This is a genomic window from Staphylococcus sp. NRL 16/872 (assembly GCF_022815905.2).
GTDB lineage: Bacteria > Bacillota > Bacilli > Staphylococcales > Staphylococcaceae > Staphylococcus.
Genome location: NZ_CP119327.1, coordinates 1701388 through 1723308 on the forward strand (window position 1 = coordinate 1701388; position 21921 = coordinate 1723308).

The following is a 21921-nucleotide window of genomic DNA, read 5'->3' on the forward strand; positions in this document are numbered from 1 at the left end:
ATTTTATACGAATGCTAAAAGTGCTGTTACACCGATGTAAGAAAGAATTAAGAATACAATTAAAGAAACCCAAGTGAAAACACGTTGAGATTTTTTAGATTGTAAAAAGCCCCATGTTACTAAGAATGACCATAATCCATTTGAAAAATGGAAAATAACACAAATGATACAAATGATATAAATAATTAATACAAATGGATTTTCCAACACACGGTGCATTAAATCAAAATTAATTTCCTTACCGAAGAAATACTTTTGTAAAGTTGTTTGCCATAAATGCATAAATACAAAGACGAATGTCACAATACCTGAAAGTCTTTGTAAAGCAAACATCCAGTTTCTAAATAAAGAATAATGACCGATATTTTCTTTTGCAGTAAATGCAATATGAATACCATAAAGACCATGGTATAAGATTGGTAAGTAAATAAATAAAAATTCAATTGCTAATAAGAATGGTAAAGATTCCATAAAGTTAGCAGCTTTATTAAAGGCTTCAGCACCTTGTGTTGCTTGATGGTTCACCATTAAGTGAACAATTAAGAATGCACCGATTGGAATGATACCTAGTAACGAGTGAATTCGTCTTAGGTAAAATTCGTTTTTAGACTTTGCCAAAAGGAGTCCCCCCTGTAAACCAATTAATTTAAATTGCCCATCCTTAAGAAAGCCCATCTCTTTCGTTGAGAATTATTCAAATAAAGTATTTACTATTTTATTTAGTACTTGTCATAATTAGCAATTTCAAATTTAAAATTTGAATAAATCTGAAAATTATACATTTATAAATGCGTTTCGACTTTTCATCTATATAGACAAGTATGACTTAAAAAAGTAAATACTTTTTAATCATTTTGGATTTATGAGATATGCAAGTAAAATCATAACTATTCTCAAAACCCTGTAATGATAATACTTCTCAATTAGAAAACGCTTCCATACTTTCTTAAAAAAATAAGCTTTTTGTTAACTTTATTGTAACATTTTTTATATGCGTTTGGGGTATGAGAATAATTCTCATACCCCTTTTTTTAATATTAGTTATTTTTTAACGCTTGTTGTAAATTTTTAGCCACCTTTTCTGGAAGTCCTGCTGCTTGTAGATCACTTACACTCGCTTCTTTCATTTTCTTAATTGAACCGAATGTACGCAACAATTTAGTTTTACGTTTACTTCCAATACCGTCTACTGTGTCAAGTACAGATTGCAAACCAGTTTTTTGTCGAGTTTGACGATGGAAAGTAATCGCAAATCGATGAACTTCATCTTGAATACGATGTAATAAGTAAAACGCCTGACTGTTTTTCTTCATTGGCACAATTTCGGCATTGGTTCCATAAAGTAATTCAGATGTTTGGTGTTTGTCATTTTTACTTAAACCAGCGACTGGAATGTCTAAGCCTAATTCATTTTCCAAAACATCAATAACGCCATTCATATGTCCTTTACCACCATCGACGATAATAAGGTCTGGCAAAGGAAGGCCTTCGTTCAATACACGTGTATAACGACGGCGCACAACTTCGCGCATTGATTTATAATCATCTGGGCCTTGTACAGTCTTAATTTTATATTTACGGTAACCTTTTTTATCAGGTTTGCCATCCACAAAGGTAACCATCGCTGAAACTGGATCTACCCCTTGAATATTTGAATTATCGAAAGCTTCAATACGAATCGGCGTTTGAATACCCATACGTTCACCTAATTCTTCAATAGCTTTCACTGTGCGTGACTCATCTTTAGCAATTAATTCAAATTTATTATCAAGAGCTACTTCTGCATTATGGCTTGCTAAATCAACCATTTCTTTTTTTGTTCCCCTTGCCGGTTGGACAATTTTAGTATCTACAACGGAATGGATAATATCTTTATCAAGATTTTTAGGAACATGAACTTCTTTAGGTAAAATATGTTGATTTAAACTATAAAATTGGCCTATAAACGTATAAAATTCTTCTTCTTCTGTTTGTTGTATTGGAATCATCGTTGCATCGCGTTGAATCATATTTCCTTGGCGAATGAAGAACACTTGTATACACATCCAACCTTTAGATACGCTATAGCCAAAGACGTCTCGAATTGTATTATCCGAAGACATAATTTTTTGTTTTTTAGTTAGATTATGGATGTGTTGAATTAAATCTCTATATTCTTTTGCACGTTCAAAATCCAAATTCTCACTCGCATCCATCATACGTGTTTCTAAATTTTTTAAAATTGTTTTATCTTCTCCATTTAGAAAATCACTAATTTCACGTGTCATTTGAGCGTATTTTTGTTGATCCACATCATAAACACATGGGCCCATACATTGGCCAATATGATAATATAAACACAATTTATCAGGCATGTTGTCACATTTTCTAAATGGATAAATTCGATCTAATAACTTTTTCGTTTCTTGAGCAGAATAAGCATTTGGATAAGGCCCGAAATACTTACCTGATCCTTTTTTTACAGTTCTTGTCACAATGAGTCTTGGATGTTTTTCTTTAGTAATTTTAATGAATGGGTAACTTTTATCATCTTTTAATAAAATATTATATCGGGGTTGATATTGTTTAATTAAGTTCAATTCTAATAAAAGCGATTCTGTTTCACTCGATGTAACTATAAATTCAAAATTTCTTATTTCAGCGACTAAGCGTGTCGTCTTAGCATCATGTGCACCAGTAAAATATGAGCGTAATCGATTTCTAAGGCGCTTTGCTTTACCTACATAAATCACTTGGTCGTTACGATCTTTCATTAAATAACAACCCGGTTCAAATGGAACTACACTCAATTTATCTCTAATCTTTTCTTTGTAGTCTGTCATTAAAGTCCTCCTTCCCTCTATTTTAACGGCATATAAAAAAGACGGAGCGATTACATTTAATGTAATGCCCCAGTCTTTACAAGTTTATTGCTATTCTTATAGATGTTTATCTAATACTTCAGCTAAGTTTTCTTTAGGTTGGAAACCAACTACTTTATCGACTGGTTCACCATCTTTAAATACGATTAAAGTTGGGATACTCATTACTTCAAATTTAGCAGCTGTTGAAGGATTTTCATCTACATCTAATTTTAAGATGTCAGCTTTACCATCATAGTCACCTGCTAATTCTTCTAATACAGGTGCAATCATTTTACAAGGTCCACACCAAGTAGCCCAGAAGTCTACTAATTTAACGCCTGATTGAATGTTTTCATCAAAGTTTGAATCCGTTACTTTTACGATTGCCATAATTGCCAATCCTCCTTAAATATTGAATGATGAGCAAATTATAACAGACTTTAATCGCATCTGCATTGCTCTTGCTCAATTAAACTATTTCTTCTAAAAAGACTACTTATAAATCATTGAGTTATTATTTCACTCGCTTTATTTTACGTCAAATAAATAAAAAATCAACTTCCATGCTTAAAAAACTATATAAATTATTTGAGCTCAGCTACTGTGACACCAAAGCCACCTTCGCTAGGCATACCACCTCGGAATGATTTAACACTTTTATGTTTCTTCAAGTGATTTTGTACGGCTTTTTGTAAGGCACCCGTACCTTTACCATGAATAATATATACTTGCTCATAGTTGCTTAACACTGCTTGATCAATGTATTGGTCTAACTCGCCAACCGCTTCTTCATAACGATATCCTCTTAAGTCTAGTTCTGTTTTAATCGTTTGACGATTTTGACGTGTGACCATTTTAACTGGCTTTTCTTTTTTCTTCTTCGTTTTTTCTAAATCTTTAATAGGTAATTTCATTTTAATAATACCCATTTGGACCACGGCTTCATCATCACCTACAAGTTCTAATACCTCACCTTTTTGACCATAAGATAAAACTTTCACTTCATCTCCAGCATGAATTTCATCATATTTTTGTTTTTGCACATTTTGTTTAATGGATTTGGCTTCATATTGATCATCTAATTGCTTTTTCTTATCAATTAATTCATGTTCTTTAACGTCGGCGCCTTTTTTATCACGCAAATCACGTAGTTCTTTTAAGATGTTGTCTGCTTCTTTTGTTGCTGATTTCACACGTTGATTGGCCCTTTCTTTAGCCTCATCCATTAATTTTTGTTCATAATTTTTATATTGTTGATACTGCTGTTCAAGGTCATCATGCGTTGTTTTAGCTTCTCTCAATAATCGGTCTAATTCAATTCGTTGTTCGTCTACACGCTTTGAATTCTTTTCAAGCGATTCTATCATTGAATTAATTTCTTGTTCATCTGTACCAATCATTGTTTTAGCTTTATTAATGATATTCAGTTTGAGGCCTAATTTTCTAGAGATATCAAAAGCATTCGAACGCCCAGGAACGCCCATCAATAATTTATAGGTAGGACTCAATGTATTTACGTCAAATTCAACGCTAGCATTCATTACACCTTCACGATTATAGCTATAAGCTTTAAGCTCTGGATAATGCGTTGTCGCCATTACTAAAGAACCAATCTCACGGACATGATCTAGAATACTCATAGCAAGCGCTGCCCCTTCACTAGGATCCGTACCTGCACCTAATTCATCAAATAAAACTAAGCTATTCTTATCTGTCTCTTTCAAAATTTCAACAATATTTTTCATGTGAGAAGAAAAAGTAGATAATGATTGTTCGATAGATTGCTCGTCCCCGATATCACAATAAACGTTCTCAAAGACACTCAATTGGCTACCATCCAACGTAGGAATCAGCAAACCAGATTGTGCCATGACAATGATGAGACCTAATGTTTTAAGTGTGACTGTTTTACCACCTGTGTTAGGACCTGTAATAATCACCGTTTCAATATCATCAATAAATTCAATGGTATTCGCTACCACAGTTTCTCTATTTAATAAAGGATGATAAGCATTTGGTAAATAAACCGTTCTTTCTTTATAAAATGTAGGTTTCGTACCTTTAATTGAACGCGCGTAACGTGCTTTTGCTGTTAAGAAATCGATATGTCCCATCACAGATTCTGCTACTAAACAGCCATCCGCATCAGAAGCTACTAATCCTGTTAATTCTGTTAAAATACGCTCACGTTCTACTGCTTCATCGTTGCGCAAACGACTAATTTGATTATTCATTTCTACTATTGAAGATGGCTCAATATATAACGTTTGACCAGAAGCAGATTGATCATGCACAATCCCTTTAAAATCTTGACGATATTCTGCTTTAACTGGAATAACATTTCGGTCATTACGCACAGTAATAATCGCATCAGATAACTTTTTCTGATTCGCCTGACTCTTCACAATACGGTCCAAATTCTGTCGAATACGTTGGTTTGTGCTCGAAATCTTGCTTCGAATACCTTGTAATTCATAACTTGCATTATCATATAAATCGTACGTATCACATTTCTCATTAATTTCTTGGAAAAGGTCTGATAGTACTGGCAACTGGTTCATCTTATCATTCAAGATAGGATATTTAACAACTTCTTCATCTTCTTCAAGTAATTGATTATAAAATGTCTTAAATTGATTCTGAACTTGAATTAAACGTTTAATCAATTTCAATTCAGAAACATTCAGTACCCCACCAATCGTAGCACGGTGAATAAGTGGCGATACTTTGGCTAACCCACTTAAACTAGGCATGCGATGTTTATTATAAATTTGTGAGATTTCATCTGTTTCATTCATTTGAAACTCTACTGTTTCAAAATCTGTTGCTGGAGACATCTTAGACACTTTTTCACGTCCTAAATCACTCACTGTTTCAGAAGCAACAAATGATTTAATTTTATCAAATTCTAAGACGTCTAATGTTTTTTGTCTCATACAATCCCTCTATTTCTTCAATTTTATATTATTTTCTACTAAATCTTTAAATGCTTCCCTAGACATTGTATTAATGACTCTATCTTTATGGACGAAACCTTTCTGGGCAGTTGCTACACCATATTTCATAAAGTCTAAGTGATCAGTATGATGCGCATCCGTATTAATTGTTAATTTAACGTTTGGATATTTTCTAACTATCTCCGCATTTAAATCTAAACGAGCGGGGTTAGCATTAATTTCCATAATAGTATTAGTTTCTTCCGCCAACTTCATCAACTGTTCTATATTTGGCTCATAACCTTTACGTCTCCCTATAATTCGACCTGTAGGATGAGCAATATGTCTGACATAAGGATTACGACATGCATTTTCTAATCGCTTCATAATTTCTTCTTCAGACTGATTAAAACTTTGATGAATTGTTGCAATCACGTAATCTAATTGCGCTAAAACGTCATTATCATAATCTAATGAACCATCTGGTAGAATGTCCATTTCTGTTCCTGAATAGACATCGATTTCTTTATATTCTTCATTCAGTTTTTTAATTTCTTCATTTTGACGTATTAATCTTTCTACTTGTAAACCATTCGCCACTCTCAAACTTTTAGAATGGTCCGTAATCGCCATAAACTGGTATCCCTTTTCAATATTGGCTTCGATCATTTCTCGAATTGAAAAAGCACCATCACTATATGTCGTATGCATATGAATATCGCCATTAATATCGTCTAATGTAATGATATTGCTTAAATCTTTATCGAATTCACTGCCATCTTCGCGCATTGCTGGATCTATCCATTCACTACCAAAGTGTTGGTAAATCTCCGCTTCATTTTGGAATTGTAGAAGCGTGCCATCTTGTTGTTCAATGCCATATTCGCTGACTTTTTCATTTTGCGCTTTAGCAAGTTGTCTAATGCGAATATTATGGTCCTTAGAGCCAGTGAAGTGTTGTAATGTATGGTAGTAAGCAGCAGGTTCGATTAATCTAAAGTCTACCCCAACTGTTTCGTCATCATATGTTAATTCCAGAGAAACTTTAGTTTGCCCTACAGCCACTTCTTTAACTTTATTCGGAATCTCTAATAATTGTTGTTGTACTTTATCAGGGTGATCCGTGCTGATAATATAATCTAAATCTTTACTCATTTCTTTATAACGACGGAAGCTTCCAGCTACAGAATATTTATCAACGTCTTCTAAAGTCTCTAAATATTCACTAATCGTTTGATTTAATTTGCGCATTAACCCAATTGGATAACGATCTTTTTTAGCACCTAACGCTTTCACAGCTTCTAAAATATTTTGCTCCGTCTTTTTAGCAAAACCGCTCAATTCACTTACTTTGCCATTTTCACATGCTGTTTGTAGACTCTCTTTATCTGTAATATTCAGTTCTTTGTACAATTTCGCTATTTTTTTACTACCTAAACCTTGGATTTTCATTAATGGAATTAATCCTTCAGGTACAACTTGTTGAAGTTCTTGTAAGGTAGATGATTCTCCCGTAGTACGGAATTCATTGATAACGTCACCTACACCTTTACCAATATTTTTTAATTTTGTTACATCTTCAATCTCATCTAACGTACGCTCATCAATTTCTAAACTTTGAGCTGCTTTTCTATACGCAGAAACTTTAAACGTATTTTCTCCATTCAATTCCATATATATAGCTATTTTTTCTAATAATTGGATTACATCTTTTTTAGTCACTACTCTCACTCCATAAAAAGAAGACCAGGACATTAAACATAGTCTTATTGTCCTGACCTCATATCAGTTTTGTTTTATTATAAGTTTAAAATATAGGATGATAACCAAGGCGTATGAAATAAAATGCCACTTCCTAATATTGAATGCGATAAACTTTGTTGTAACCAGTCCACTGGATATAATGCGACTATGTAAAGTGCTATTTGTAGTAAAATAATAGCTAATACAGGGCTAAGCATACACCCTAACACTCTACTTATTAGCGCAATATTTTGATACGTCACTATATTATCAAAAGTTACAATAATAAGATATAAAAGCAACTTGCTAGTAAACATAATTAAAATAAAAGCGAAAATGGTATCAAAGCGCTGTTGTAAGTCATTAAAATGAAATGCAAATGAAGTATCGTAAGCGATTGTTTTTGGGAAAGGTAAAAAAACAATTAACTGTTTAGCAATAGAACGATAAAATTGATGCGCAATAATTAATGAAACAATCGACGCTAATAAGTGTAAACTACTAAGCCAAATACCTCTTCTAAACCCCATTACAATATAGTAAATGATGATAAGTACAACAATAACATCTATAAGCATTTAATCTTCTCGATGTTTTAATTGTTGAATTTCTTGACGGAGCTTACGATTTTCCTCTTCTAGTTGAACTTTTTCATGCATAATATTCACTGCTGTTAAAATAGACTTTCTTGTAGTATCTAATCCAGATGATTTACGACCCATCTCTTTTAACTTTTCATCAACTAAGTGAGCCACGTAACGAATATGTTCCGGGCTATCTTCACCGATAATAGTATAATTCTGATCATTAATTGAAACATTGATACGGTTCTTAAACTCTCCCATAACCTCAACTCCTGACATCTTTAAATTATTCTAAACCTTATCCTAAATAGTTATGTAGTATTACTCTAAAAGAAATTGCAAGTTATCCTTAATTAATAAATAATCACAATATATTATACATGAGCATAGCCTTATTTGTAAGTGGCGAAGTGCTATACTTTTTTCTACGTCTTTTAACGCTATCTCTTATCATAACTTGTAAATATGTTATCATTATGTAGGTTTTAACAGTATTTTTGAAAAAGTGAGGTCAAGCACCATAATGGCTAATGTCGTCCATAAACTAACAGAACAAGAGATTCAACAATTGATGCAACAAGTATCATTTGAAACCTCTCAATTACCAAACGGTATGAAAGCTCGTACTAAATATAAGCAAACAACGATTAATATATATAACTCTGGAAAAGTCATGTTTCAAGGTAAACAGGCAGAAACAGTAGCACAACAACTATTACCTAGTCATAGCGCTAGTGCAAATGCAACTACGTCTAAGGCTAAGCAAACTTCAACGATGACTATATCTTACAATCAGTATAACTGCATCGGGAGTGATGAAGCAGGGAGTGGTGATTACTTTGGACCACTTACTGTATGTGCTGCTTACGTTTCAAAAGAGCATGTACAAATTTTAAAAACATTAGGTGTCGATGACTCGAAAAAATTAACCGATCCTAAAATTGTAGAATTAGCAGAACAACTCATTACTTTCTTACCCCATTCTTTATTAACGCTAGATAATATTAAATATAATGAAAGACAAGCTTTAGGTTGGTCTCAAGTTAAGATAAAAGCTGTGTTACATAATGAAGCGATTAAAAATGTGACACAAAAAATTTCTACAGATGCATTAGAATATATTGTGATTGATCAGTTTGCAGAACGTGGTGTATATCAACGTTATGCCTTAAGTGCCCTACCTTTTCCAGAAAAAACGCAATTCGAAACTAAAGGCGAATCAAAGTCATTAGCTATCGCTGCAGCAAGCATTATCTCAAGATACGCATTTGTGAAGCATATGGATCATATCGCTAAAACAATGCGCTGCGACATTCCAAAAGGCGCTAGCAATAAAGTAGATTTAGTAGCCGCTCGTATTATTGAACAACACGGCATTGCTAAATTAGATAGTATTTCTAAAAAACATTTCAAAAACCGAGAAAAAGCACAAAATCTAGTTACTAAAAAATATAATTAAATTACTAAAGCCACTTCATGCAATTACGAAGTGGCTTTCACTATGTTACTAAAAGTAGTTCTTAGATAGATATTCACTCGTTTAAGTTGTTGCGCTTTCCGGTGGGAAAGGATCAAGCCTGTAGTCTTGAGGCTCTTTCTTTTCCACCAGGAGTCTCCACAACTACACTTCGTAATCTATCTTAGAACTACTTACTTAAGTGTGTAAGTGCTTATGTTCATCTTAATTTATTAATTGAAGTGATATAGTAATTTACTATGATTTTTAAATAGCTAAGTTAAATATTTTAAATTTGAATATAAAAACTTTTACATTATCCATAATGCAAATTCTTATACTAATTCATAATGAAATTAAGAACTATAACATTATAAAAGAAATTTTAACGTTAAATAAAATAGACATTTAGATACGAGAACATAACACAGGATATCTTATAAAATATTTTTCATACATAACAAATTAAGAAAATTTTTGATTGCTTACATACTTGCATAAGCCGTTTTAAAATAGATTAAAAAGTGTTATTGTGATGACTTCTTTGCTGATTATAAATAAATACAAGTGCTTCAACACTTATGTAAGAAATTCTAAAGATGAACTACGAGTGTTGTTGCGCGACTCTTGGCGTTTTTTTATATTGAACACAAGTGCAAGTGCACTTGTGTAAGGCGTTCTAAGATAGATAACGAAACGTAGTTGCGTAGACTCCTAGGGGAGCAGTGCCAGTCGAAGACTACAGGCTGAGACGGCACCCCTGGAAAGCTTAGCAACTTAAGTGAGTGAATATCTATCTTAGAACTCATTGAAAAAGTATGTAAAAAAACTGTCGACAAAATTGGAAACTTTGTCGACAGTCTTTATATTATAATCTTTAAATTGATTATCTAATTGTAGCACCTTGTGCTTGTAATGCTTCTAAAATCTTATCGTGAACTTTTGATACACGTTCGTCTGTTAATGTATCTTCAGTATCTAAATAATTCAATCGAATAGCAACTGATTTTTTACCTTCTTCTAAATGTTCACCTTCGTAAACATCAAATACTAATGTACTTTGAAGAATATCTTCACCATTGTCATGAATAATTTGTTTCAATTCTGATGAAGGCACATCACTATTTACTTCCAGTGCAATATCACGTGTTACGCCAGGGAATCTAGGAATAGGTTCATAATTGATGTAACCTACCGCCACTTGCATAATCGCATCATAATTTAATTCAAACACATACGTACGTTTTAAATCATTATCTGCTGCAACTTGAGGATGTAATTCACCAATAAAGCCGATTTCTTTTCCTTCTAATGAAATTATCGCCGTACGCCCTGGGTGTAAACCATTAATTTCGCCAGCTTTATAACTAAATTCTAAGTTCAGTTTTTCAGCTACACGATCCACTACACCTTTTGCAATAAAGAAGTCAATTTCTTCTTTTTTACCTTGCCAAGTATTCACTACATATTCGCCAGTTAAAATACCACTTAAGTATTCTACCTCATCAGGAAGTTCGCCTTCGCCATTGCCAAAGAAGACACGACCTACTTCATATAATCTAACGTCTTTGTTTTTACGTGCAACATTGTAAGCCACCGCTTCAATTAAATGCGGTAATAAGCTTTGACGTAATGTAGAATGTGCTTCACTCATTGGCATTAATAAACTAATCGTTGGACGTTCTTGTAATGAGAAATCTTTCGCATGGTCTTTAGAGACTAATGAATACGTAATTGCTTGGTTCAATCCAGCACCTTCAAGTGTTTCTTTAACTGTACGTGTTTTATGTTGGCGATCAGTTAATTCCCCACTTGTCACTTCGCCGAACACTGGTAATGATGAAGGAATTTCATCGTAACCATAAATACGTGCGACTTCTTCAATTAAGTCTTCTTTAATCGTAATATCTTTACGGCGTGATGGTACATTAACTGTTAATGTTTCGCCATTTTGTTCTGTTTCAAAGCCTAATTGTTCAAAGATAGCTTTAATTTCATCACTTGATAAATCAAAACCAATTGTTTTGTTTACTTTTTCAGCAGTAATATCAATTGGTGTAACAAATGAACCTAAATCTCCTGAAGCTACTCTATCTTGTAGCACTTCACCAGATGCATATGTTTGTAATAAGTAACATGCTCTGTCTACCGCTTCATCGACGAATTCTGTCGCGATACCCTTTTCAAAACGGCTAGAAGATTCACTACGTAAATTTAATCGACGTGATGTATGACGGATTGATACTGGGTCAAAAATGGCACCTTCTACAACCACGTTAGTAGTTTGTTCAGTTACTTCTGAAAAGTCTCCACCCATTACGCCAGCTAATGCGATAGGTTCTTGACCATTTGAAATCACGATATCAGTATCCACTAACGTACGCTCAGTATTATCTAATGTCGCCATTGTTTCTTTATCTTTAGCTTGACGTACAACAATTTCTTTAGAACCAATATGGTCTTGGTCGAACATGTGTAATGGTTGACCGTATTCTAATAATACATAGTTTGAAATATCAACGACATTATTAATTGGGCGAATACCTGCTTTAATTAAACGGGCTTGCATCCAAATTGGAGATGGCGCAATTGTAACGTTTTTAACAACTCGTGCGCTGTAGTATGGAACCTTTTCAGGATTATCAATAGTCACTGATAATTCATTTGATGCAGATTCTGAAGTTTCGTTACTTTGAGTTGCTGGTTTCGTCATTTCAGTTTGATATAAAGCTGCTACTTCATAAGCAGTACCTACCATACTTAATGCGTCCGCGCGGTTTGGTGTTAAATCAAATTCCATTACTTGATCGTTTAAATAAAGGGCTGTTAGCGCATCTGTGCCTGGCTCAACTTCAGTCGGGAAGACAAAGATACCGTTCTCGTAAGCTTTAGGTACGACATTACTTGAAATACCAATTTCTTGTAATGAACAAATCATACCTTCTGAACGTTCACCGCGTAATTTGGCGCGTTTAATCTTGATACCGCCTGGTAAACGACCGCCTACTTTGGCAACAATTACATGTTGGCCAGCATCTACATTAGGTGCACCACAAACGATTTGAACTGCTTCTTCTTCACCAATGTCTACTTGGCAAATATTTAATTTATCAGCGTCAGGATGTTTCTCTTTAGATTGAACATAACCTACTACTAAATTTTTAATATCTTTCGTGTAATCGATAATATCATCTACTTCAATACCTGTACGTGTAATACGTTCTGCTAAGTCTTCTACTGAAACGCCAGCGTCTACGTAATCTTTTAACCATTCATTTGAAATCAACATTATGCTTCACCTCTATCTTCAACAGCTTTAAATTGATCAAGGAATCGAACGTCATTAGTATAGAAATGACGAATATCTTCAATGCCATATTTCAACATTGCAATACGGTCAGGACCCATACCAAATGCGAAACCTGAATATTCATTTGAATCAAAACCGGCCATTTCAAGTACGTTTGGATGTACCATACCAGCACCTAAGATTTCAATCCAACCTGTGTGTTTACATACGTTACAGCCTTTACCTTTGCATTTGAAACAAGATACGTCAACTTCTACTGATGGTTCAGTGAATGGGAAATAACTTGGACGTAAACGAATTTCACGGTCTGCACCGAATAATTTTTTCGCCACTAATTCTAACGTACCTTTTAAGTCGCTCATTTTAATATTTTTATCAACAACTAAACCTTCAATTTGTGTAAATTGGTGACTGTGTGTCGCATCATCTGAATCACGACGATACACTTTACCAGGACAGATAATTTTTACTGGACCTTGGCCGTTACGTTTTTCCATTGTACGCGCTTGTACTGGAGATGTATGTGTACGCATTAAGATTTCATCTGTGATATAGAAACTATCTTGCATATCACGTGCTGGATGAGACTTAGGTAAGTTTAATGCTTCAAAGTTATAGTAATCTTGCTCTACTTCATATCCATCAACGATTTCATAACCTAGACCTAAGAATAAATCTTCAATTTCTTCAACTGTTCTTGTTAAAGGATGTTTAGAACCAATGCTGATTTGACGGCTTGGTAACGTCACATCGATTGTTTCTTCTGCTAATTGTTGATTTAATTTTTCAGTTTTTAAAAGTTGTTGTTTTTCATCTAATTCACTTTGAATTGTTTGACGTAATTCATTTACTTTTTGTCCGTAAGCAGGTTTTTCTTCATTAGGTAAATCTTTCATGTTTTTCATTAAGCCACTTACTGAACCTTTTTTACCTAAATATTTAACTTTAACATCTTGTAATTCACGTTCATTTTGAGCTTCATTAATATCAACAAGGGCTTGTTGTTTTAATTCTGCCATTGAATCGTTTTGAGTCATATTACAGACACCTCACGCTTTCTATTTTTTAAAATTTAATACAAAAAAAGACTTTCCTCCCTAGATGCTGGGACGAAAGTCTTTCCGTGGTACCACCCAAATTTATGTCTTTATAAAGCATCACTATTCTCTACACTTTATGTGACATACACTTGCTTTACGTTGTTAACGAAGACGAACTCCGACTTAAATCTCTTTAAGTAACCAAAAAGATGAAAGCAATTAACGAAAATTGGAGTAAGTTGCAGTCACGCTTACTCTCCCTGGGCAATTCTCTTTGTTAATTAAAGTCTTTTTATCGGTCAATCATTCAATTTTATATATTAAATTATTTATCTGAAAAATTGTTTACATCTAAGTATAGCCGATTTCAAATCGTATGGTCAACCTTTCAAATGGTAAAGTAAAATACTGCCTGCAATCGCCACATTTAAGCTTTCTGCTTTACCATATATTGGGATAATAAGATTTTGAGATGTTTGGGCTAATAGTTCTTGGTTGACGCCTTCTCCTTCATTGCCTAATAGCAAGGCAAAACTTTCTTGTGATGACACTTCTTTAAATGGGACTGCATTTTCAAGAGCTGTACCGTAAACTGGACCATCAAATTGGTCAATAAATGCTTTTAAATCTTCACTTATGACTGGAATATGGAAGACACTGCCTTGGCTAGAACGTAATACTTTATCTTGGTACGGATCCGCTGTACCTTTCTCCATCACAATTAAATCAATGCCCGCAGCGTCAGCCGTACGAATCAATGTGCCTAAGTTGCCTGGGTCTTGAATGCGGTCGATAAGCAGCACTTGTTTAGCCTGAGTAATATCATATTCTGGTTTCTCAATAATCGCAAAAAAGCCTTGAGGCGTAATTGTTCCAGATAAAGATTCAGCCACTTTCATATTAATTTCGTACGTTTCTTCCGCATAATCTAACAGCGCGCTATCCGTTCTATCTGGCTCGATAACAAATAATTGTTTAATCGTGATACCACTTTGGCAAGCCTCTTCAATCAGATGGATACCTTCAATTAACGCTTGGCCTGTTTTATCACGCTCACGTTTCTTTTTAAGCTTATTTGCATTTTTAATTTTATTATTTTGCGCAGACGTAATTTGTTCCATATTGTAATCTCCATTTTTAAGAGTTATTTATTAAGCTTTATCTATATTGTAAGTTATCATTTCTTTTATTTAAATAAAAATGAGCCTGTCACATTTGAAAATGTCACAGACTCATTCAATCATAATATTAGTCGATTATTTAGAAACGACTTCTTCACCGTTGTAAGAACCACAGTTTTTACATACGCGGTGAGATAATTTGTATTCGCCACAACTTGGGCATTCAGTCATACCAGGTACTGAAATTTTGAAGTGCGTACGACGTTTGTTTTTTCTAGTTTTAGACGTTCTTCTTTTTGGTACTGCCATGATATATCCTCCTTAATATTGAAACACGAAATCTTAAGTGTTTAGGTCATTAAATTATTATACAATAATTTGAAACAACCCGCTATTACTCTTTATCATATAATTGTTGTAATTTTTGAAGCCTAGGATCAACTTGTCTAGTCTGGGATTCGTCATTGTCTTTCTCTTTTTCAAGTTCGATCATTTGATCTTCGTCAATAACTTCCCAACCGTTACCTTCTGTAAGCATTTGATCACTATTCTCAGAAAATGCGCGCATTGGTTTCTCAACGATAACCAATTCTTCAACAATGTTTCGAACGTTAATCATACCGTCAGTAGCAAGATGATAATGTTCATCTTCTTCTACTTCTTCATCGGTATAATTATCATAACCTTCTAAATCAAATATTTCAGATGTACGCACATCTAAAGGAACTTCAACCGGTACTAACGTACGTGCACAAGGCATAGTATATGTTCCTGTTACATGCAAATCTGCAATAACTTCATTTGATTTTACAGTTAATTCGCCTTCAACATTGATTTCTGATAAATCAATCAAACCTAAGGGTTCTATTAAATGTTCAAGATTAGCCGTTTGGTTAAACTCAAATGGCTGACCTTGATATTTTCTTAATTGCGTTATTGACCATTTCATATGGCTTCACCTCTAACAAACACAAAATTTATTTTAACTTTACTAGTATAAGTTGTCAAGATTTTTTCTTAACAACCTATCATCTGTTACAATACTAATAATGAATACTGAAAGGACGAAATGCAAATGAAAAGTGTTGGACTTATTACTGAGTATAATCCATTTCACAATGGCCATTTATATCATGCGCAACAAGCAAAGCTTCAGTCCAATGCAGATGTAAGCATTGCTATTATGAGTGGCAATTTTGTTATGCGAGGCGAACCTGCATTTTATAATAAATTTGTCCGCACTCAAATGGCACTTTCAGGTGTTGATCTGATAGTAGAGTTACCTACTATTGCTACCCTTTCTTCAAGTGATTATTTTGCTCAATTAGGCATTAAAGTTGCTGATTATTTAGACATAGATGCTATCGCTTTTGGCAGTGAGTTAGCTGATGTTACCCGACTTGAAAATGTAGCAAAAAACATTATTGAATTAGAAGATTCCTCACATTTTCAAGAATTAATAAAAGAAGGCAAAAGTTACGCTAAAATTATTCACGAGTTAATTGATGATCAAGATATCTTGCAATATCCAAACAATATTTTAGGTGTCGCATATTTAAAAGCCATCTCTCAATATGCTCCTACTATTAAAGGGCTAGCCATTCAACGCTTATCTTCAGCACATCACGATAAAACCATTAATCATGACACGTTTGCGAGTGGCTCATCTATTCGACAATCTATATTAAATGATGAAAATAATTGGAAAACTGTCGTACCTTCAGAAATTAAAAATTTGTATGGGAAACCTCATCTATTAAAAGAAGATACATTTCAGATGATTAAATATAATTTATTGAGTCGTTCTGCAGAAGAATTATCTGCAATTTATACCATGTCAGAAGGATTAGAACATCGCTTACAAGCACACATACAAGAAGCGCATAGCTTTGAAACATTTATGTCTTTGATTAAAACTAAGCGGTTTACATACACTCATTTACAACGTGTGCTCATGCAAATTTTACTTAACATCACTAAAAATGACTATGAAAGCGAAACTAATAGCGTACGAATATTAGGCATGAATCAAGTTGGCCAACAATATTTAAAATATTTAAAATCTCAATTTCCGGAAAGACAATATATTACTAATGTAAATAAAAAATCAGCTCATTTTTTTAAAAATGAAATCAAGGCAACACAAATATATAATTTACTTTCTGGACAAACTGCTCACGATTTCAACACACCTGTCATCAGACAAAAATAAGAGCGAGACCTCGAAATTACTGTTACTTAATAGAACTTCGTCGTTTCGCTCTTTTATAAATTAAATACTTGTATTTTATTTATTAAATTTTTCTTTCAATGCTTTTTCCACATTAGGAGGCACAAAGTCTGAAATATCAGCTTTATATTGTGCTACTTCTTTCACAACACTTGAGCTAATAAATGAATAGTTTGTACTCGTCATCATGTACATTGTTTCTACTTTATTATTTAACTTTTTATTCATTGACGTTAAACGCAACTCATATTCAAAGTCGCTAACAGCTCTTAAACCACGAATAATCGTTTGCGCTCCAATTTGGTCACAGAAATCTACTAATAATCCATTGAAGTTATGAACCTCTACATTAGATAAATGTTTTACAGATTCACGAATTAATGCCATGCGTTCTTCAACGCTAAATGTACCCGCTTTATTACTATTCCTTAATACGCATACATGTAATTCATCAAATCGTTCTGCACTTCTTTCTATGATATCTAAGTGACCATTTGTAATTGGATCGAAACTACCCGGGATGACCGCTTTTGTTTTAGCCATTTTGTTCTCCTTTTTCTAGTAACAAAGTATCTGTTAAACCATAGTGATATTGCTTAATCACTTGGAAGTCTTTGGTGTTGATATCTTCTTGGTTGCTAAACTCACACACGATGATACCATTTTCTTTTAATAAATTAAACTCTGCAATCTGTTCTAACGCTTTATCAATTAACCTTTTTTTATAAGGTGGATCTAAGAAGATGTAATCAAATTGAATCTCACGTTTATTTAATGCCTTTAACGCCCGGTCCGCGTTATTTTTATAAACCTCAGATTGCTCAGTTAAATTAAGTTGTTTTAAATTCGCTTGAATCACTTTAACCGCTTTAAAGTTTTGATCTACAAAGATGACTTTATCCATGCCACGAGACAGCCCTTCGATACCTAGGGCACCACTTCCAGCAAACAAGTCCAATCCTAATCCATGCACATCATGTAAACTGTTGAAGATACCCTCTTTGACTTTATCCATTGTTGGACGTGTGTTACGCCCTTCTAAACTTTCTAAAGGTTTACTTTTATGCTTACCCGCAATAACTCTCATTCTGACTTACACTTCCATTTCCTTAAGTTATTTAATATAATTTGTTTTGAAAAAGGAGAATGATCACGCTATGAAACAATCATTTATCGTCTTAGGCGAAGGACTTACCGATTTATTCGAGTTTTTAACATTAATTGAATACAATTATACCCGGATAGACAAAATTGTATATTTCCACTCACCTCAAACATCTAAGCAATTATCATCTGTGGCTATTATTATGCAACCGACTACTGGTCAACATTTCCAAGCGATGTACATCATGCTCAATGCTTTAAAATATCCTTACCCAGATCATAATAAAAAATTTCAACTTATCAATGCACATGCTGAAAAATACGATGTACCTGTCTTAGGTATAGATGTACAACCACCAGAAGCCTTTCACTCCCACGACTTATACTTTAAATATTTAATTAGCGTACTAAGATTACAAAATTGGATACCACCTTTGCAATAAGTATGCAAAATAAAAAAGTAATATGAAGTGATACCAAAGATTATAACGTGTAACTTAACTTCAAACCCGGTGCGTTACAACATTTCATGTTTCTCTTTTTCATACGTTTTTTTCAAATATTTATAAGGTGACCCATCGATGTGGAGCACATATTTTAATTTCATTAATTTATGAACAATTGCATCCGCATCCTGTTCATTGATATATAACACAACATATTTACGTTGCTTATTTGTATAGACAATATGTCCATATTTGCGAAGTTGTCGTTCATGTTTAATGTGTTTGAGATAAACAATTAAACTCACTCTCGAAACTAATTCCATATCATACTCACTCCGTTTTTTTATGCATATTAACTATACCACGACTAAATATTTTATAAAATATTTAAAAACAGTTCATTCCAATGTATTTATCAACATGGCTTTAGAACATCGCTTTACTTTTGCATGGAAATAATTTTTGATACGCTAAGTGCAATAACCTATAGGAGGAACGACTTATGACAAACAAGAAGAGATGGGCATTAAATTTAAGTTTAGCAAGCGCTGGATTATTAGGTAGTCTATTTTTTATTAATAAAAATAAAGGCGTACCAACGACTAAGCACATTCCAAAGTTCTTTGATGGTCAAGCGCCATATATCTTTGCACATAGAGGTGGTATGGCTGTGCGTCCAGAACAAACGCAGTTAGCCTTTGATAACGCGGTGAATCACGGTTTAGATGGTTTTGAAACAGACGTCAGACTCACTAAAGATGAAGAATTAATCGTCTTTCACGATGCCTCAGTTGATCGTACTACAAATGGTTCTGGAAAAGTCAGCGAACATACGTTAACCGAATTAAAACGTTTAGATGCAGGTTATCACTTTACCGATATTAATGGCACTCATCCATATCGTGGTCATGAACATGCAAAAATTTTAACTTTTGATGAATTGTTAACTATGTATCCTGAGATGTATATCAATGTAGATTTGAAAGATACACCTGAGAGTTACGAAGGCTCTGTTGCTCCAAATAAAATGTATGAAATTATTGTTAAAAATAATGCACAACATCGTGTACTTGTAACGAGCTTCCACAAAGCACAAAACGAACGTTTTAGATTAATTAGTAATAATGATGTAGCTATTGGCGCGAGTCAACAAGAAGTAGCTGAAGGATTTGTTAAATTCAACACCGGTTTTGGTCATACTTATCAGCCTGTCGCTGATACTTTCCAAATGCCAACCAAATTTAAAGGAATCCCTTTAACTTCCCAACGTTTCATTCAATGGCTTCATTTATTAAATATTGTTCCAGGTTATTACGGCGTAAATAGCATTGATTTAATGACCGATTTATATTCAAAAGGGGCACATACCCTCGTTACAGATCGTCCAGATCTAGGTAGACAATTTAAAACCTCTTTAATGACTACAACTAAATAATTTAGAATTAAAAAAGTGAGATATTGAAGATTTTATGATACATCTTCAATATCTCACTTTTCTATATTACAAGCTACAATTGCATGAACCCCCTGTGGCACATCCACTATGATCTGTTTTAAAGAAAGGATTTCCAGCTTCAATCTTAACATTCTCAGAAACAGAAAAAGCAATCTTACTTACTACTTCATCAATTAAATTTTGCAATGCCACTTCTTTAGATTTATATTCCATTACAACAGGTAACATTTCATAAGCACGTTTACGACGGCGCGTGTCCATCATCACATTTTGATAATCTGGATGATATTTTCCGAAGCGCATTACTTCATCGTATTTCATCTTAGATTTTAAGAAAGCTTGATACATTAGATGAGCTTCATCATTACGGTTTAAATTTTCATGTGCCTCTTTATACTCATAATAAAGTTGAGATTGTACAATCATGTCAGATAATTCATCAATATCATCTAAAATAGACATTGTTTCTTCAGTGTACATATTCTAATAAGCCTCCTTTCCAGAAATAGTCATTATAATCTTACTTTTCAACAAAGATAAGCGAATAATAATTCTTCATTACTTCTCCACCCATTTCGTCATACTTCGTATTCAATATCCTTGAACGATGCATATCTGAATTCATCCAACTATGAATAAGCGTAGGAACATCATCGAAATCATAACCTACATTTTGGCTTGTCGATTTAAAATCAATATTCTCATTTTCGAGTTGACTTTTCAGCGCATCTTCAGTGAATTCGACATCCTCTTTGCTTGTCGCCTCATATAAATTCATAGCAGCAATGTGCGCAATATCTGAATTAATTGCTAACGGTTTAATTCCTTTTAGTTTACGCATTTCATTTGTAATTTCATATAACGTCATCAGTTGATTAGGATTTTGTTCATGCGGTAACTTATCTACGTTCTTATCATTCAACTCTCCACTATCATCACTTGTGTCAGAACTATCTTCTTCACTTGCTAATTGATAAGGCTTTAAGAAAGCTAATGATTCTTTATCCAAATAACGAATCCCCATAATACGATTTGTTTGTTGATCAACATAAATTTGTGCATAAATCTTACCATATTTAATTAATGCTTGTGTTTTGATATCTTCATCTGATAATTCGAAGTTATATTCCTTGTCCTTAACTTTGAATGAAGGGTCGGGATTTATACTTGTATTTTCAAAAATGTGAGAGGCACTTTCATTGATTTTTAAAGGGTCAATTTTAGCCTTTTGGCCAGTAGCATAAACTGATTTAATTTTATTGTGTTTTGTAGAGACTATGTAATATTGTTGGTCTCTTTTAAATATATAGTTCGAATAATCCCCTTTAAAAGGATAAATACGATTGGCTTGTCCAAACTTATTTGTAAGATAACTAATATCTTGGCCAATCCATGTTCCTGCTCCTTCTTTAGGTGCTGGATTTTCAGTTTCCGTTTGTGAATGAGGCGTCTTTTCCGTACGATTCGTTGTTGTAGATTTATTTGGATTTTCTAATACATCGAATTTTAATCTCGGTGAGTAAAATAAATATATTAGGAAAACAACTAAAAATATAACGCCTAAAACTTTAATAATTAACTTTGCCATCTTTCACCCACCTACTTTGAATTATATCTATTGTACAAAATAACTATTTTAACAATCAAGGCAT

The 21921-nt window shown here is 33.5% G+C and carries 21 protein-coding genes; 4 read left to right on the top strand and 17 right to left on the bottom strand.

The window, feature by feature from the left end; genetic code table 11:
- Positions 1-3: 3 nt before the first annotated feature.
- The 7 genes from MT340_RS08460 to zapA all read right to left on the bottom strand — a co-directional run bounded on the left by MT340_RS08460 (position 4) and on the right by zapA (position 8367).
- Complete coding sequence (locus MT340_RS08460) at positions 4-618, bottom strand: succinate dehydrogenase cytochrome b558 subunit (RefSeq protein ID WP_243589563.1); 615 nt, start codon at positions 616-618, stop codon at positions 4-6.
- Between the two features lie 419 nt (positions 619-1037).
- Positions 1038-2822 carry an excinuclease ABC subunit UvrC gene (gene uvrC, locus MT340_RS08465; protein ID WP_243603759.1) on the bottom strand — a complete coding sequence of 595 codons (1785 nt, stop codon included), beginning with the start codon at positions 2820-2822 and terminating at the stop codon, positions 1038-1040.
- 96 nt (positions 2823-2918) lie between these two features.
- Positions 2919-3233 (bottom strand): thioredoxin, encoded by a 315-nt coding sequence (gene trxA, locus MT340_RS08470; protein ID WP_011276093.1) that lies wholly within the window; start codon positions 3231-3233, stop codon positions 2919-2921.
- Between the two features lie 194 nt (positions 3234-3427).
- Entirely contained in the window at positions 3428-5779 is a 2352-nt protein-coding gene (locus MT340_RS08475; protein ID WP_243589565.1) for an endonuclease MutS2, read from the bottom strand.
- Between the two features lie 9 nt (positions 5780-5788).
- Positions 5789-7501, bottom strand: a complete 1713-nt coding sequence (polX, locus tag MT340_RS08480; RefSeq protein WP_243589566.1) for a DNA polymerase/3'-5' exonuclease PolX — start codon at positions 7499-7501, stop codon at positions 5789-5791.
- 77 nt (positions 7502-7578) lie between these two features.
- A complete protein-coding gene (locus MT340_RS08485) occupies positions 7579-8100 on the bottom strand; it encodes a CvpA family protein (protein ID WP_243589567.1) in 522 nt (173 codons plus the stop codon).
- On the bottom strand, positions 8101-8367 hold the full coding sequence (zapA, locus tag MT340_RS08490; RefSeq protein WP_126565402.1) for a cell division protein ZapA: 267 nt from the start codon (positions 8365-8367) through the stop codon (positions 8101-8103).
- Between the two features lie 262 nt (positions 8368-8629).
- On the opposite strand from zapA, the gene rnhC reads away from it, so the two are divergent.
- Entirely contained in the window at positions 8630-9565 is a 936-nt protein-coding gene (gene rnhC / locus MT340_RS08495; RefSeq protein WP_243589568.1) for a ribonuclease HIII, read from the top strand.
- 883 nt (positions 9566-10448) lie between these two features.
- Here the strand turns inward: rnhC and pheT are convergent.
- The 5 genes from pheT to MT340_RS08520 form a co-directional block, all read right to left on the bottom strand.
- On the bottom strand, positions 10449-12851 hold the full coding sequence (pheT, locus tag MT340_RS08500; protein WP_243589569.1) for a phenylalanine--tRNA ligase subunit beta: 2403 nt from the start codon (positions 12849-12851) through the stop codon (positions 10449-10451).
- Positions 12851-13909 carry a phenylalanine--tRNA ligase subunit alpha gene (gene pheS, locus MT340_RS08505; RefSeq protein WP_103297414.1) on the bottom strand — a complete coding sequence of 353 codons (1059 nt, stop codon included), beginning with the start codon at positions 13907-13909 and terminating at the stop codon, positions 12851-12853. Before pheS ends, pheT begins: the two co-directional genes overlap by 1 nt.
- A gap of 383 nt (positions 13910-14292) precedes the next feature.
- On the bottom strand, positions 14293-15033 hold the full coding sequence (locus MT340_RS08510) for a TrmH family RNA methyltransferase (RefSeq protein ID WP_243589570.1): 741 nt from the start codon (positions 15031-15033) through the stop codon (positions 14293-14295).
- Positions 15034-15168: 135 nt separating this feature from the next.
- The gene (gene rpmF / locus MT340_RS08515; RefSeq protein WP_002435373.1) at positions 15169-15342 is read right to left on the bottom strand and encodes a 50S ribosomal protein L32; all 174 of its coding nucleotides are present in this window, start codon (positions 15340-15342) and stop codon (positions 15169-15171) included.
- An 85-nt stretch (positions 15343-15427) separates the two neighbouring features.
- Complete coding sequence (locus MT340_RS08520) at positions 15428-15982, bottom strand: YceD family protein (RefSeq protein ID WP_243589571.1); 555 nt, start codon at positions 15980-15982, stop codon at positions 15428-15430.
- Positions 15983-16108: 126 nt separating this feature from the next.
- Here MT340_RS08520 and MT340_RS08525 point away from each other — a divergent pair, with 126 nt between their 5' ends.
- Complete coding sequence (locus tag MT340_RS08525; RefSeq protein ID WP_243589572.1) at positions 16109-17245, top strand: nucleotidyltransferase; 1137 nt, start codon at positions 16109-16111, stop codon at positions 17243-17245.
- A gap of 75 nt (positions 17246-17320) precedes the next feature.
- Here MT340_RS08525 and coaD read toward each other — a convergent pair whose 3' ends face one another.
- Together coaD and rsmD are read right to left on the bottom strand one after the other, a co-directional pair.
- On the bottom strand, positions 17321-17806 hold the full coding sequence (gene coaD / locus MT340_RS08530) for a pantetheine-phosphate adenylyltransferase (protein ID WP_243589573.1): 486 nt from the start codon (positions 17804-17806) through the stop codon (positions 17321-17323).
- Positions 17799-18350, bottom strand: a complete 552-nt coding sequence (gene rsmD, locus MT340_RS08535; RefSeq protein ID WP_243589574.1) for a 16S rRNA (guanine(966)-N(2))-methyltransferase RsmD — start codon at positions 18348-18350, stop codon at positions 17799-17801. Before rsmD ends, coaD begins: the two co-directional genes overlap by 8 nt.
- Positions 18351-18420: 70 nt before the next feature.
- Here rsmD and MT340_RS08540 point away from each other — a divergent pair, with 70 nt between their 5' ends.
- Positions 18421-18810 (top strand): DUF7147 family protein, encoded by a 390-nt coding sequence (locus MT340_RS08540; protein WP_243589575.1) that lies wholly within the window; start codon positions 18421-18423, stop codon positions 18808-18810.
- A gap of 74 nt (positions 18811-18884) precedes the next feature.
- On the opposite strand, the gene MT340_RS08545 is transcribed toward MT340_RS08540, so the two are convergent.
- Positions 18885-19136: a DUF2129 domain-containing protein gene (locus tag MT340_RS08545; protein WP_243589576.1), complete on the bottom strand. Its 252-nt coding sequence runs from the start codon at positions 19134-19136 to the stop codon at positions 18885-18887.
- A gap of 179 nt (positions 19137-19315) precedes the next feature.
- On the opposite strand from MT340_RS08545, the gene MT340_RS08550 reads away from it, so the two are divergent.
- Positions 19316-20248, top strand: coding sequence for a lysophosphatidylglycerol phospholipase D (locus MT340_RS08550; RefSeq protein WP_243589577.1), 933 nt, complete (start codon positions 19316-19318; stop codon positions 20246-20248).
- A gap of 66 nt (positions 20249-20314) precedes the next feature.
- On the opposite strand, the gene MT340_RS08555 is transcribed toward MT340_RS08550, so the two are convergent.
- Complete coding sequence (locus MT340_RS08555; RefSeq protein WP_243589578.1) at positions 20315-20749, bottom strand: YlbF/YmcA family competence regulator; 435 nt, start codon at positions 20747-20749, stop codon at positions 20315-20317.
- 40 nt (positions 20750-20789) lie between these two features.
- The gene (locus MT340_RS08560; RefSeq protein WP_243603760.1) at positions 20790-21857 is read right to left on the bottom strand and encodes a CAP-associated domain-containing protein; all 1068 of its coding nucleotides are present in this window, start codon (positions 21855-21857) and stop codon (positions 20790-20792) included.
- Positions 21858-21921 lie beyond the last annotated feature (64 nt).